9 protein-coding genes are annotated in these 13,775 nt (G+C 76.7%); 4 read left to right on the top strand and 5 right to left on the bottom strand.

Going from position 1 to position 13,775, the window contains the following annotated elements:
• Both ACI79R_RS21425 and ACI79R_RS21420 read right to left on the bottom strand, forming a co-directional pair.
• Complete coding sequence (locus ACI79R_RS21425; protein ID WP_456575698.1) at positions 1–2,340, bottom strand: hypothetical protein; 2,340 nt, start codon at positions 2,338–2,340, stop codon at positions 1–3.
• A gap of 16 nt (positions 2,341–2,356) precedes the next feature.
• On the bottom strand, positions 2,357–4,063 hold the full coding sequence (locus ACI79R_RS21420) for an Hsp70 family protein (RefSeq protein ID WP_456575697.1): 1,707 nt from the start codon (positions 4,061–4,063) through the stop codon (positions 2,357–2,359).
• A gap of 53 nt (positions 4,064–4,116) precedes the next feature.
• Here ACI79R_RS21420 and ACI79R_RS21415 point away from each other — a divergent pair, with 53 nt between their 5' ends.
• Positions 4,117–4,407: a hypothetical protein gene (locus tag ACI79R_RS21415; RefSeq protein ID WP_456575696.1), complete on the top strand. Its 291-nt coding sequence runs from the start codon at positions 4,117–4,119 to the stop codon at positions 4,405–4,407.
• Between the two features lie 7 nt (positions 4,408–4,414).
• Here ACI79R_RS21415 and ACI79R_RS21410 read toward each other — a convergent pair whose 3' ends face one another.
• Positions 4,415–5,083 (bottom strand): MBL fold metallo-hydrolase, encoded by a 669-nt coding sequence (locus ACI79R_RS21410; RefSeq protein ID WP_456575695.1) that lies wholly within the window; start codon positions 5,081–5,083, stop codon positions 4,415–4,417.
• Between the two features lie 47 nt (positions 5,084–5,130).
• Here ACI79R_RS21410 and ACI79R_RS21405 point away from each other — a divergent pair, with 47 nt between their 5' ends.
• The 3 genes from ACI79R_RS21405 to ACI79R_RS21395 all read left to right on the top strand — a co-directional run bounded on the left by ACI79R_RS21405 (position 5,131) and on the right by ACI79R_RS21395 (position 10,430).
• Positions 5,131–6,594 (top strand): amidase, encoded by a 1,464-nt coding sequence (locus ACI79R_RS21405; RefSeq protein WP_456575694.1) that lies wholly within the window; start codon positions 5,131–5,133, stop codon positions 6,592–6,594.
• Between the two features lie 103 nt (positions 6,595–6,697).
• A complete protein-coding gene (uvrA, locus tag ACI79R_RS21400) occupies positions 6,698–9,589 on the top strand; it encodes an excinuclease ABC subunit UvrA (protein WP_456575693.1) in 2,892 nt (963 codons plus the stop codon).
• 10 nt (positions 9,590–9,599) lie between these two features.
• On the top strand, positions 9,600–10,430 hold the full coding sequence (locus ACI79R_RS21395; protein ID WP_456575692.1) for an MBL fold metallo-hydrolase: 831 nt from the start codon (positions 9,600–9,602) through the stop codon (positions 10,428–10,430).
• Here the strand turns inward: ACI79R_RS21395 and ACI79R_RS21390 are convergent.
• On the bottom strand, positions 10,420–11,094 hold the full coding sequence (locus tag ACI79R_RS21390; protein WP_456575691.1) for a response regulator: 675 nt from the start codon (positions 11,092–11,094) through the stop codon (positions 10,420–10,422). The genes ACI79R_RS21395 and ACI79R_RS21390 overlap by 11 nt on opposite strands.
• Positions 11,091–13,595 carry an ATP-binding protein gene (locus ACI79R_RS21385; protein ID WP_456575690.1) on the bottom strand — a complete coding sequence of 835 codons (2,505 nt, stop codon included), beginning with the start codon at positions 13,593–13,595 and terminating at the stop codon, positions 11,091–11,093. The genes ACI79R_RS21390 and ACI79R_RS21385 overlap by 4 nt, the downstream gene beginning before the upstream one ends.
• Positions 13,596–13,775: the final 180 nt, after the last annotated feature.

Below are 13,775 nucleotides of genomic sequence, written 5' to 3'. Positions count from 1 at the left end.
TCAGGGCAGCCGGACGCGCGCCTCCGGGGGAGCTTCCCCGGCCACGAGCAGGCGCCCGGCGCTGCGCGCGCAGGCGAACACCGCGACGTGCGCGGAGCCGGCGTCGGGGAGCGGCAGGCCGCCGTCGATGTCGTAGCGGGAGCTGGTCACCTTGCGCCGGGTGGCAGCCGGGTCGTCGGGGCCCTCCGGCGGCGCGTCCGGGCGGACGGCGACCACCACCTCGGTGCAGCCGGCCGGCCACGTCCAGCGCAGCCGGTCGCCGTCCACCGCCAGCCCGGCGACCGCCGGCAGCACGACCCAGGAGGCGACGGCCCCCGCGACGGTCCCCGCGTCGGTGCGGGTCAGGACCACGTAGTCGGTCACCGGCGCGGAGGGGCGCGCGTCGACCGCCAGCCCCGGGGCCATCGCCGGGACCAGCGCCCCCAGCGCGCCGGCATCGGGGACGACGCTGCCCGGTGCCGGGAGGGCGGCCCCGGCCGGCAGCCGCCGCACCTCGGTGCTGCCCTCGGCGGGCGGCGGGAAGACCAGGCGGAGCCGGCGGCCGTGCGGCCGGATCGACAGCACCGGGACGGCCGCGCCGGCCGGGGCGGCCGGGGCGGGCGCCGGCCCGGTGCCCGGCGCCGGCCGCGGGCCGCTCGCCGCCTCGGGAGCGGCGATGCCGGCGCGGGAGGCGACGACGACGTAGCCGGCCACCTCGCCGGAGCCGCCGTCCTCCAGCGCGGCCGCCTGCGTCGTGCCGACCGCCTGCCGGCTGCCGTCGGGCCGCACCCGCAGCACCCGGTACACCACGGTCCCGGGGGAGGTCGACGGCGTCCAGCGCACCTCCCGGGCACCGCCGCCCGCCGGCACGACGTGCACCCCGGTGGCCGGCGCGACGCCGATGCCGGTCAGCTCCCGCCAGGTGGCGGCGTGGTCGGCGACGGACGCCACGACCGCGAGCAGCGCGAGCTCGCGCTGCGGGCCGCGGAGCGCGCCGGCCGCGGCCAGCGCGGCGTCGGCCGCGGCGACGGCGGCCCGGGCGGTGCGCAGCCGCTCCTCCACCGAGGCCCCGCCGGGACCGGGCAGGTCGGCGGCGGTGCGCGCGAGCTCCTCCAGCTCGCCGGCCGCGGCCACGTGCCGGCGCTCGGCGAGGGCGGTCTCCGCCCGCCGCCAGGCGGCCTCGGCGCGGGCGCCGGCCTGCGCCACCTCGTCCTGCAGCGCGCGGATCGGCGGCTGCATCTCCCCGGCGGCCGCCCGGGCCGCCGCGACGTGCCGCTCCGCGGCCCGCAGCCGGCCGGCGCGCAGCGCCGCCCGCCCGGCGGAGACCTCGGACCGCCAGTCGGGCCGGCCGCCGGGAGGCCCCGCCGCCGGCCGTGCCGGGGACGGCCGCGCCGGCAGCGGAGCGCCGGCCTCGGCGGCCAGCTCGGCGACGAGGGCCTCCGCGCGCGCGGGGTCCAGCCCCGCGGCGAGGGCCTCGCCGACCAGGTGCTCGGCGTCGTCGGGGGTCAGCTCGTCCTCGACCAGGACGGCGGCCGCCACGAGGGGGCGCAGCGTCTCGCGCGCGCCGTCCCGGAGGGAGTCCAGGTAGTACGCCGGATCGCGGTCGAGCAGCAGCGCCCCCACCGCGGCCAGCAGGTCGTCGACGAGGGCGCGGCGCCGGTCGGGGCGCAGCCGGCGGTTGAGCGCGGCCAAGGCGTCGCGACGGCGGCGCACGACCTCGGCCGGCGCGGTCGCGGGCAGGTCCAGGAAGGCGTGCAGGCTCGGCACGCGGACGCCGTCCAGCCGGCCGAGCTCCTCCAGCCCCTCGCGGACCTGCCGCAGCACGGCCGCGTCGGCGTCCGGCCCGGGAGCAGCCGGCGCCGGCGCGTCGTCGTCGACCCGGGGATGGCGCCGCAGCCGGGCCTCGAAGCCGGCCTCGTCGATCCCGGCCGCCGCGGCCAGCGACCGGAGCCCGGCGACCTTCCCGGCCGGCACGCCGCCGAACCGCTCGACCAGCCGCTCCAGGGCGGCGTCCAGTTCGGCGTACCGCGCCGCGTCGCGGCGGGCGCGCGCGACGCGGGTCCGCTCGGCGAGCTCCCGGCGCCCGCCGGGGGTGCGCAGCCGGGCGGCCAGCCCGTCGTGCGCGGCGAGCAGCGCCGTCACCAGGCCCCGGTACTTCGGGTGGTCGCGCTGCTTCTGCCAGAACGCCCAGACCGCGTCGACCTGCCGGCCGACCTGCTCGTCGGTGAGCGTCCCGGCCGCCTCCAGCGGCAGGTCGTAGACCTCGAAGGGATCGGTGGCGTCGAGCCCGCCGCGGGCCTCGATGCCGGCCAGCACGCGCTTGCGGTAGGCGTTGCCGTCGAACGGCGGCAGCGGGGTCATCGGCCGGCCCGCAGCGTCACAGGTCCCGGCGGCGCGACCGGCCCACCTGGTCGCGCTCCCGGGCGACGTCGGCCTGGCTCATCGCCGCGCCGGTCTCGATCCGCACCGTGAGCGGCCGGTCGGCCAGGCCCTCGTGCAGCGCCGTCAGCTCCAGGATGCCGTCGAACCCCATCCGCAGGACCACCTGGATCTCGGTGCCCGCCGGATATCCCGGCGGGATGTCCTCGATGGAGGCCTCGGCGATCAGCTTGGCGTCCTCGGGCCGCGGCGACTCGGCTCCGCCGCCCTGCTCGACGACCCGGATGGTGACCGCCCGCTGGTCGTCGTGCACGGTGCCGAAGGAGCGCCGGACGGCGACCGGGAGCCGGTCGTTGCGGTGCACGAGGAAGACCACCGACTGGTCGCCGAACCGGTCGAGGGCGAGCACGCCGAACCCGCGCGAGACCGTGTTGAGCACCTGCACCTCGACGGTGCGGCGCACCTCCGCGGCGGACAGGCCGAACGCCGCGCCGAGCCGGGCGCAGGCGGCGTCGACCTCCGGGGCGGCGGCGTACTCCAGCGGCATGCCCTCGCGCAGGTGCCCGCGGGTGACCAGATCGGCGAGCAGCAGCCGCTCCAGCGACTTCTTCCGGCCGTAGACCGCCGCGCCCTTGGCGACGGCGAGGTCGGGGTCGTGCACCTCGACCGGGGCGCCGACCTCGGCGGCCAGCCGGCGCGCCACCGCCGGCATGCGGGTCGAGCCGCCGACCAGGAGCACCCGGTCGATGCGGTCCACCCCCCGCGCCCGGGCCGCGGCGATCGCCGCGCGGGTCAGCTCGACGGTGCGGTCCAGGAGGCCGGCGGTGAGCCGCTCGAAGTCCGCGCGGGTGACCGGGACGTCGGCCTGCCGGCCGTCGTGCGCCACGGGGACGACGACGCGCTCGACCGTGCTGAGCTCCCGCTTGGCGCGCTCGGCGGCCAGCAGCAGCGCCTGGGCCCCGGCGCTGTCGTCCAGGGGGTCCTCGGCGGTGGGGTGGGCGGCCAGGAACGCGGAGGAGAGGTGGACGGCGAGCTTCTCGTCCCAGTCGGCGCCGCCGAGCTCGTGGTCGCCGTCGGTCGCGACGACGGCCAGCCGGCGGTCGGCCAGCTCCACCACGGCGACGTCGACGGTGCCGCCCCCGAGGTCGTAGACGAGCGCGACCTCCTCGGCGTGCGAGCCGTCGCCGGTGCCGTCCAGCCGGGCGAAGCCGTAGGCCAGCGCCGCCGCGGTCGGCTCGTTGATCACGTCGAGGACGTGCAGGCCGGCGTACTCGCCGGCCAGCCGGGTGGCCCGCCGCTCCTCGTCGCCGAAGTACGCCGGCACGGTGATGACGACGTCCTCGACCGGTCCGGCGGTGCGGAAGCTCGCCTCGCTGACCAGCGCCCGCAGGATCAGGCTGCTGACCGCCGGCGCCGACCAGGCCTGGCCGTGGCTGACGAAGCGCCAGTCGGCGTCGGACATCCGCCGCTTGACCAGGGTGCAGACGTCGTCGGGCTGGGCGCGGGCCAGCACGCGGGCCCGCTCGCCGGTGACGTGGTCGTCCGGGCCGACGAACAGCACCACGCTGGGCAGCGTCGGGCTCTCGTCGAGCAGGGGGACGACCTGCGCCCGCCCCGTGTCGTCGACCTGGGCCAGACAGCTGTAGGTGGTCCCCAGGTCGATGCCGTAGACCGTGGCCGAGGGGGGACGGGCGCCGCGGGGCATGCCCCGACCCTAGTGCGGTGACGGGGGAGCCCCCGGACCCCTAGCGTTCCCCCATGGCGCTCATCTACCCCGTCCCCGCCGACGCCCCCGACGCGGTCGACGGCACGGCCCCCGACTTCGCCGAGCTCGCCGCGGACCTCTCCGACGCCTGGCTGGTGGAGGTCGCCGTCGGCGAGGACGGCGACGACGCCTGCTTCGGCCCGCTCACCGCCCGCGCCGCCTGGGACCTCGCCTGCGGGGTCTCCGGGCGGCGCGACGACTGGGTGGTGTCGGTGGTGCCGCTGCACGTGCCCGGCACCGTCGACGAGGTGGTCGCCCTCTTCGAGGAGGACGAGGAGGACTGACCCGGGGTCACCAGCCCTGGGCGCGCCACTCCGGCAGGGACGGCCGCTCGGCGCCGATCGTGGTGTCCTTGCCGTGCCCCGGGTAGACCCAGGCGCCGTCGGGCAGCGTGCCGAACAGCCGCTGCTCGACGTCGTCGAAGAGGCTGGCGAACCGGACCGGGTCCTTCTGCGTGTTGCCGACGCCGCCGGGGAAGAGGCTGTCGCCGGTGAAGACGTGCACCCCCGCGTCGTCCGGGCCCCGCCAGACCAGCGCGATGCTGCCGGGCGTGTGGCCGCGCAGGTGCACGACCTTCAGCGTCTGCTCGCCGACCTGCACGGTGTCGCCGTGCCCGACCGGCCGCTGCACGGGCACGGGGAGGTCGCCGGCGTCGGCCGGGTGGGCGACCGTCGTGGCGCCGGTCGCCTCGACGACCTCGGGGAGCGCGCGGTGGTGGTCCCAGTGGCCGTGCGTGGTGACGACGGTGGCCAGCCCGCCGTCGCCCACGAGGGCGAGCAGCGCCCCCGGCTCGGCGGCGGCGTCGACCAGCAGCTGCTGCCCGGTCGCCGTGCACCGCAGCAGGTAGGCGTTGTTCGCCATCTCGCTCACCGCGAGCTTGCTGATCGTCAGGCCCGGCAGCTCCCGGACGTCGGCCGGGCCGCCGACCTCGACGTCGCCGGTGTAGGTGTCCGCGCTCATCCCAGGCTCCGTTCGAGAGTGTCGGTGGCCGCGGCTACGGTCCAGGCATGGACGCTAGCGGAGGTCCCGCTCCTGCTCAGGACGACGGGGCGACCGGCCTCGTCGGGCCCGCCGCCCCCGACGGCGCGGGCGTCGTCGGCCTCCCCGCGACCGGCATCGCGGCCCGGGTGCGGGCCGGGCAGCTGTCCGCCGTGGAGGTCGTCCGCGCCCACCTCGACCACCTCGAGGAGGTCGAGCCGCGGATCGGCGCCTACCGGGTCGTGCGCCGGGAGGCGGCGCTGGCCGAGGCCGCCGCGGTCGACGCCCGGCCCGACCGGGGCAGCCTGCCGCTGGCCGGCGTGCCGGTCGCGATCAAGGACAACGTCGCCGTCGCCGGCGAGGTCTGCACCGACGGCTCGGCCGCGGCCGACCCGGTCCCGGCGACCGAGGACCATCCCGTCGTCGCCCGGCTGCGGGCCGCCGGCGCCGTGGTCGTGGGCATCACCCGGGTGCCGGAGCTCTGCCTGTACGCCGCGACCGACGGCCCCGGCACGGTGAGCCGCAACCCCTGGGACACCGCACGCTCGCCGGCGGGCAGCTCGGGCGGCAGCGCGGCCGCGGTCGCCGCCGGCACCGTGCCGCTGGCCCACGGCAACGACGGCATGGGCTCGCTGCGGCTGCCGGCCGCCGCCTGCGGGCTGGTCGCGCTCAAGCCCGGCCGGGGCGTGCTGCCCGGCGGGATCGGCGCCGACGACTGGTCGGGCATGGCGGTCAACGGCGCGCTGGCCACCACCGTCGCCGACTCCGCGCTGGCCTTCGCCGTCCTGGCCGGGGAGGAGGACGCGCCGCTGCCCGAGCCGGCGGGGCCGCTGCGGATCGCGCTGTCCTTCCGTGCCCCGGTCCCGGGGGTGCGGCCCGACGCGCAGGCCCGGCAGGCGGTGGAGAGCACCGCCGCGCTGCTGCGCGAGATGGGTCACACGGTGGTGCCGCGGGAGCCGGTCGTCCCGCCCGACGCCGCGGTCGGCGCGATCGCCCGCTGGCTGGCCGGCGCCGAGGACGACGCCGCGGCGCTCGGCCTCGACCGCGCCCGGCTGCAGCCGCGCAGCCGCACGCACGCCCGCCTCGGCCGGCTGGTGCGGCGGCTCGGGCTGGTCCGCCCGGCCACGGCCGAGCGCTTCCGGCGGCGCACCGAGGCGTTCTTCGCCGACGTCGACGTGCTGCTCACACCCGTGGTCAGCGGCCCGCCGCTGCCCGCGCGGCCGTGGCACGAGCGCGGATTCCTGGCCAACGTGACGGCCAACGCCCGCTGGGCGCCGTGGGCCTCGCCGTGGAACCTGGCCGGGGTGCCGGCCCTGGTGCTGCCGGCCGGCACCCGGCCCGAGGGGCTGCCCCTGGCCGTGCAGCTCGTCGGCCCCCCGGGTGCCGAACGGCGACTACTCTGGCTGGCCGGAGAGCTGGAACGCCGGCGGCCGTGGCGCCGTCACGCGCCGGTCTTCGACCCCGCCCGGCCGCCCGCCGCGGCGCCCAGCTGAGCACCGGAGCGCACCGCCCCCCGCGGGCCGGAGCGTCCGCACCCCCGCACGACCCAACGGCACGGCGCCGCCGCGCACCGAGCCCCTGATCGACAGGACCACCATGGACCGCCTCGTCGTCCGCGGCGCCCGCGAGCACAACCTCAAGGACGTCCACCTCGACCTGCCGCGTGAGGCGCTGATCGTCTTCACCGGCCTGTCCGGCTCGGGCAAGTCCAGCCTCGCCTTCGACACGATCTTCGCCGAGGGGCAGCGCCGGTACGTCGAGTCGCTGTCGGCCTACGCCCGCCAGTTCCTCGGCCAGATGGACAAGCCCGACGTCGACTTCATCGAGGGGCTGTCCCCGGCGGTGTCGATCGACCAGAAGTCGACCAACCGGAACCCGCGGTCGACCGTCGGCACGATCACCGAGGTCTACGACTACCTCCGGCTGCTCTACGCCCGCGCGGGGCAGCCGCACTGCCCCAACTGCGGCAAGCCGATTTCCCGGCAGACCCCGCAGCAGATCGTCGACCAGGTGCTCGACATGGAGGAGGGCACCCGGTTCCAGGTGCTCGCCCCGGTCGTGCGCGCCCGCAAGGGCGAGTACGTCGACCTGTTCAGCTCCCTGCAGACCCAGGGCTTCTCCCGGGTGCGGGTCGACGGCACGGTCCACCCGCTCACCGAGCCGCCGAAGCTCAAGAAGCAGGAGAAGCACACGATCGAGGTGATCGTCGACCGGCTGACGGTCAAGGAGAGCGCCAAGCGGCGGCTCACCGACTCGGTCGAGACCGCGCTCGGGCTGGCCGGCGGCCTCGTCGTCCTCGACTTCGTCGACCTGCCGGAGGACGACCCCTACCGGGAGCGCACCTTCTCCGAGCACCTGGCCTGCGTCGACGACGGCCTGTCGTTCGAGGCGCTGGAGCCGCGGTCGTTCTCGTTCAACTCGCCGTTCGGCGCCTGCCCGGAGTGCACCGGCATCGGTACCCGCAAGGAGGTCGACCCCGACCTCGTCGTCCCCGACCCCGGCAAGAGCCTGGCGCAGGGCGCCATCGCCCCGTGGTCGACCTCGATGAGCAACGAGTACTTCACCCGGCTGCTCACCGGCCTGTCCCAGCAGATCGGCTTCTCCATGGACGAGCCGTGGGAGCGGCTGCCGGCCAAGGTGCAGAAGGCGATCCTGCACGGCTCGCCCGACCAGGTGCACGTCCGCTACAAGAACCGCTACGGCCGCGAGCGCAGCTACTACGCCGCCTTCGAGGGCGTGCTGCCCTTCCTCGAGCGCCGGCACGAGGACACCGACAGCGAGTACATGAAGGACAAGTACGAGGGCTACATGCGTGACGTGCCCTGCCCCGTCTGCCACGGCACCCGGCTGAAGCCGGAGATCCTGGCGGTCAAGCTGGGCGGGCGCTCGATCGCCGACGTCACCGGGCTGTCCATCGGTGAGGCGTCGCAGTGGCTGGGCGCCCTGGAGCTGGGGGAGCGGGAGCGGGCGATCGCCGACCGCGTGCTCAAGGAGATCCAGGCCCGGCTGTCCTTCCTCGTCGACGTCGGCCTGGACTACCTGTCCCTCGACCGGCCGGCGGCGACGCTGGCCGGCGGCGAGGCGCAGCGCATCCGGCTGGCCACCCAGATCGGCTCCGGGCTGGTCGGCGTGCTGTACGTGCTCGACGAGCCCTCCATCGGCCTGCACCAGCGCGACAACACCCGGCTGATCGAGACGCTGGTCCGGCTGCGCGACATGGGCAACACGCTGATCGTCGTCGAGCACGACGAGGACACCATCAAGGTCGCCGACTGGATCGTCGACATCGGCCCCGGCGCCGGCGAGCACGGCGGCGAGGTGGTCGTCAGTGGCACCCTCGAGGACCTCCTGGCCAGCGAGCGGTCGCTGACCGGGCAGTACCTGTCCGGCCGCCGGGAGATCGTCGTCCCGCAGAAGCGGCGCGAGCCGCAGCCCGGGCGCGAACTGGTGGTCAAGGGCGCCCGGGAGAACAACCTCAAGGGCGTCGACGTCACCTTCCCGCTCGGCTGCCTGGTCGCGGTCACCGGCGTCTCGGGCTCGGGCAAGTCCAGCCTGGTCAACGACATCCTCTACACGGTGCTGGCCAACGAGCTGAACCGGGCGCGGATGGTGCCCGGCCGGCACCGCACCGTCACCGGCCTCGAGCACCTCGACAAGGTCGTGCACGTCGACCAGTCGCCGATCGGCCGCACGCCCCGCTCGAACCCGGCCACCTACACCGGCGTCTGGGACCAGATCCGCAAGCTGTTCGCCCAGACCACCGAGGCGAAGATGCGCGGCTACCTGCCGGGGCGGTTCTCCTTCAACGTCAAGGGCGGCCGCTGCGAGGCCTGCTCCGGCGACGGCACGCTGAAGATCGAGATGAACTTCCTGCCCGACGTCTACGTGCCGTGCGAGGTGTGCAAGGGGGCCCGGTTCAACCGGGAGACCCTCGAGGTGCACTACAAGGGCAAGACGGTCGCCGAGGTCCTCGACATGCCGATCGAGGAGGCCGCGGACTTCTTCGCCGCCATCCCCTCGATCGCCCGGTACCTGCGCACGCTCACCGACGTCGGCCTGGGCTACGTGCGGCTGGGCCAGCCGGCCACCACGCTCTCCGGTGGTGAGGCGCAGCGGGTGAAGCTGGCCAGCGAGCTGCAGAAGCGGTCCAACGGCCGCAGCATCTACGTGCTCGACGAGCCGACCACCGGCCTGCACTTCGAGGACATCCGCAAGCTGCTGCTGGTGCTGCAGGGCCTGGTCGACAAGGGCAACTCGGTGATCGTCATCGAGCACAACCTCGACGTCATCAAGAGCGCCGACTGGCTGATCGACATGGGGCCGGAGGGCGGGTTCCGCGGCGGCACGGTCGTCGCCGAGGGGCCGCCGGAGTTCGTCGCGACGGTGCCGGAGAGCCACACCGGCCGGTACCTCGTGCCGATGCTCGACCCCGAGGCGATCGAGGCGGCCGCCGCCCCGAAGAAGCGGGCGCGCAAGCGCGCCAGCTGAGCGGGTTCCGGTGCGCGTCGGGGACATCCGGGTCGACGCCGTCGCGGACGGCACGTTCGTCGCCCGTCGCAGCTACTTCGGTGCCGGGGTGCCGGCGGGCGCGCATCCGGAGGTCTTCGACCGGGACGACGCGGCCTGGCTCCCGATCGGGTGCTTCGTCGTCCGCACCGGCGGGCGGGTGCTGCTGGTCGACGCCGGGCTGGGTTTCGAGGTCCAGCAGCTGCCCGGCGGCATGCTGCTGGCCGGCGGCCAGCTGACCACCGGGCTGCGGGCGCTGGGCCTGCACCCCGACGACGTCACCGACGTGGTCTGCACCCACCTGCACGCCGACCATGTTGGCTGGCTGTTCGGCCCCGACGGGGAGCCGGGCTTCGCCGGCGCGACGATCTGGTTCGGCGCCGCCGACGCCGAGCACTTCGTCGACGGGCCGGGGGAGATGGCCGGGCACGTCCGCACCGGCTTCCGGCGGTGGGCCGGCACCGACCGACTCCGCCCGCTCGCCGACGACGCCGCCGTCGCACCGGGCGTCGCCGCCGTGCTCACGCCCGGGCACACCCCGGGCTCCCTGTCGGTGTCGGTGACCGCGGGCCAGGAGCGGCTGCTCCTGCTCGGCGACGCGATCACCTGCCCGGTGCAGCTCGCCGAGCCCGGCTGGCGGTCGATGGGCGACGTCGACCCGGTCCGGGCGGACCGCACCCGCAGGGAGCTGTGGCGGCAGCTGGCCGAACCCGGGACCTCCGGCGTGGGCGCCCACTTCCCGCGGCTGGCCGAGGGGCGCGTCGCGGCCGGTCGGCGGTGGGAGGAGCGGGAGCCGGACACGGCCCGAGGCGTCACGGGGTGAAGCGGTAGCCCATCCCGGGCTCGGTGTGCAGGTAGCGCGGGTGGGCGGGGTCGGGCTCGAGCTTGCGGCGCAGCTGGTTGAGGTAGACCCGCAGGTAGTGGGTCTCCTTCTCGTACGCCGGCCCCCACACCGCCTGGAGCAGCTGGCGCTGGCCCACCAGCCGGCCGGGGGCGCGCACCAGCTCGGTCAGCAGCGCCCACTCCGTGGGGGTCAGCCGCACCGCCTCGCCGGCCACCGTCACCTGGCGGGCGGCGAGATCGACGGTGAAGTACTCGGTCCGCGTCACCGGATCTGCCCCGTCGGCGACCGCGCGGCGCTGCAGGGCGCGCAGCCGGGCCAGCAGCTCGCCCATGTCGAAGGGCTTGGTGACGTAGTCGTCGGCGCCGGCGTCGAGCGCGCCGACCTTGTCCGCGCTGTCGACGCGCGCGGAGAGCACGAGCACCGGGCCGGCGAACCACGGGCGCAGCCCGGCCAGCACCTCGGTGCCGTCCCGGTCGGGCAGCCCGAGGTCGAGCACGACGACGTCCGGATGGGCGGCGGCGGCCTCCCGCAGCGCGGCGCGGCCGTCGGCGGCGGTCACCACCTCGTGGCCGGCCGCGCGCAGCGTGATGCGCAGCGCGCGCAGCAGCTGCGGGTCGTCGTCGACGACGAGCACCCGGCTCACGCGGCCACCGGTGCCGTGTCCGCCGGGGCCGGCGCGGCCGGCAGCGCCACCACCATCGTGAGCCCACCGCCGGGGGTGTCCTCGGCGGCCAGCGTGCCGCGCATCGCCTCGGTCAGGCCGCGGGCGACCGCCAGGCCCAGCCCCACGCCCTGCCCGCCCGGTGCGTCCCCGAGCCGCTGGAACGGCGCGAACACCCGCTCCCGGTCGGCGACGGGGACGCCGGGGCCGCGGTCGGCGATCCGCAGCTCGACCCGGTCGTCCAGCGCGTCCGCCCGCAGGGTCACCGGCCCGGTGGCGACGTGCCGTACGGCGTTGCCCACCAGGTTGGCCAGCACCCGCTCCAGCAGCCCCGGATCGGCCAGCACCGCCGGCAGCCCGTCGGGCCAGTCGCAGGAGATCCGCGAGCGCTCCCCGGCGGTCAGCTCGGCCAGCGCCCGCTCGGCGACCCCCGGCAGGTCGACCGCGACCAGCGCCGGGCTGACCGCACCGGCCTGCAGCCGGCTCATGTCGAGCAGGTTGTCGACCAGGGCGGTCAGCCGGTCGGCGGACTCGTCGACGGTCGCCACCAGCTCGTCCCGGTCGGCGTCGGACAGCGCGAGCCCGGTCCGCAGCGCCGAGGCCGCGGCCTTGATCCCCGCCAGCGGCGTGCGCAGGTCGTGGCTGACCGCCGCGAGCAGCGCCCGCCGCATCCCGTCGCCGGCGGCCCGCCGGTCGGCCTCGGCGGCCTGCGCAGCCAGCCGCCCCTGCTGCAGCGCCACGGCCGCCTGCTCGGCGACGGCCACCAGCAGCCGCCGGTCACCGGCCGGCAGCGTCCGGCCGCACCAGCGCAGGACCAGCGACCCGGTGACGGCGACCTCGTCGACGCTCTCGCCGCCCGGCCGGCCGCAGGTGCCGACGACGGTGCCGCCCTCGACCATCGAGACCGACGTCAGCCCGAAGCCCTCCCGGATCCGCTCCAGCAGCCCGGGCAGGTCGCCGTCGCCCTCCAGCACCGCCCGCGACAGCGACGCCAGCATCGCGGTCTCCGCGCGCGACCGCGCCGCCGCGGTGGCCCGCCGCGCCGAGCGGTCCACGACGGTGGCCACGGTGAGCGCGACGACCAGCCCGCCGCCCAGCGCCAGGACGTCGTCCGGGCTGGAGACCGTCAGCCGGCCGGTGGGGGAGACGAAGAACCAGTTCTCCGCCAGCCCGCCCAGCACGGCCGCGGCCAGGGCCGGCCACAGCCCTCCGACCAGGGCCACCGCGAGCACCAGGAGGAGGAAGGCCAGCAGCACCAGGGGCAGCGACACCGCGGCGCCGCCGGCCAGGCACAGGGCGGTCAGCGCGGGCACCCCCAGCACGGCCAGCAGCGCGCCCAGCCCGCGCCGCCGGGCGGTCAGCGCGCTGGCCGGCGGAGGCAGCCGCCACCCCCGCGAGCCGGCGGCTGCGTGCGTCACGATGTGCACGTCGACGTCGCCGGAGCCGGCCACCACCGAGCCGCCGATGCCCCGGCGCAGCGCCCGCGCCCAGCGGGAGCGCCGGCTGGTGCCGACCACCAGCTGGGTGGCGTCGGCGCCGCGGGCGAACTCCAGCAGCGCCTCGGCCACGTCGTCGCCGACGACCTGGTGCCAGCTGCCCCCCAGGCTCTCGGTCAGCTCCCGCAGGCCGCGCAGCGCGCCCGGGGAGGCCCCGGTCAGCCCGTCGGCCGAGACCACGTGCACGGCCAGCAGGTCCCCGCCCGAGCGGCGGGCCACCCGCGCCGCCCGGCGGGCGATCGTCTCGCTCTCGGGGCCGCCGGTCAGCGCGACGACCACCCGCTCCCGCGCCTCCCAGACCGCGTCGATGGCGTGCTCGGCGCGGTAACGGCGCAGTCCCTCGTCGACCCGGTCGGCCAGCCACAGCAGCGCCAGCTCGCGCAGCGCGGTCAGGTTGCCGACCCGGAAGTAGTTGCCCAGCGCGGCGTCGACGCGCTCGGCCGGGTAGACGTTGCCGTGCGCCATCCGGCGGCGCAGCGCCTCGGGCGACATGTCGACCAGCTCGACCTGGTCGGCCCGGCGGACCACCTCGTCGGGCACGGTCTCCCGCTGCACGACGCCGGTGATGGAGGCGACGACGTCGGTGAGGCTCTCCAGGTGCTGCACGTTGACCGTGCTCAGCACGCAGATGCCGGCGGCCAGGATCTCCTCCACGTCCTGCCAGCGCTTCTCGTGCCGCCAGCCCGGCGCGTTGGTGTGCGCCAGCTCGTCGACGACCACCACCTCGGGCCGGCGGGCGAGCACCGCGTCGACGTCCAGCTCCTCGAGCACCATGCCGCGGTGCGCCACCCGCCGCCGCGGGAGCACCTCCAGGCCCGCCAGCTGCCGGGCGGTGCGCGGCCGGCCGTGCGTCTCGACCAGCCCGACGACGACGTCGGCGCCGCGCTCGGCCCGGCGGTGCGCCTCGCCCAGTGCCGCGAAGGTCTTGCCCACGCCGGGGGCGGCCCCCAGGTAGACGCGCAGCGTCCCGCGATTCACGGCGTCCATGATCGCCCCGGGCGGAGCGGCTCCGGCGGCGGCCGGCGTCAAGATCCCGTCAAGGGAGGGCGCCGGCGGCGTCAGGGACCCGTCAACGGCCTGTCCGGGCTGCCCGGGCGCTCCTAACGTCGCCGCCCGGTGCGGGACGACGACGGGTCGCCCGCTGGACCGGATCGAGGGATCGACGTC

The sequence above is a fragment of the Blastococcus sp. SYSU D00820 genome (assembly GCF_054050695.1).
The sequence above is the reverse complement of the archived record's forward strand: the minus strand, read 5'-3'. Positions and strand labels throughout refer to the sequence as shown.

What these genes read in the sequence shown, in the direction of transcription:
- uvrA (WP_456575693.1), top strand. Translation starts at nt 6,698, where the DNA reads ATGGACCGCCTCGTCGTCCGCGGCGCCCGCGAGCACAACCTCAAGGAC.
- ACI79R_RS21405 (WP_456575694.1), top strand. Translation starts at nt 5,131, where the DNA reads ATGGACGCTAGCGGAGGTCCCGCTCCTGCTCAGGACGACGGGGCGACC.
- ACI79R_RS21415 (WP_456575696.1), top strand. Translation starts at nt 4,117, where the DNA reads ATGGCGCTCATCTACCCCGTCCCCGCCGACGCCCCCGACGCGGTCGAC.
- ACI79R_RS21385 (WP_456575690.1), bottom strand. Translation starts at nt 13,595, where the DNA reads ATGGACGCCGTGAATCGCGGGACGCTGCGCGTCTACCTGGGGGCCGCC.
- ACI79R_RS21425 (WP_456575698.1), bottom strand. Translation starts at nt 2,340, where the DNA reads ATGACCCCGCTGCCGCCGTTCGACGGCAACGCCTACCGCAAGCGCGTG.
- ACI79R_RS21410 (WP_456575695.1), bottom strand. Translation starts at nt 5,083, where the DNA reads ATGAGCGCGGACACCTACACCGGCGACGTCGAGGTCGGCGGCCCGGCC.
- ACI79R_RS21420 (WP_456575697.1), bottom strand. Translation starts at nt 4,063, where the DNA reads ATGCCCCGCGGCGCCCGTCCCCCCTCGGCCACGGTCTACGGCATCGAC.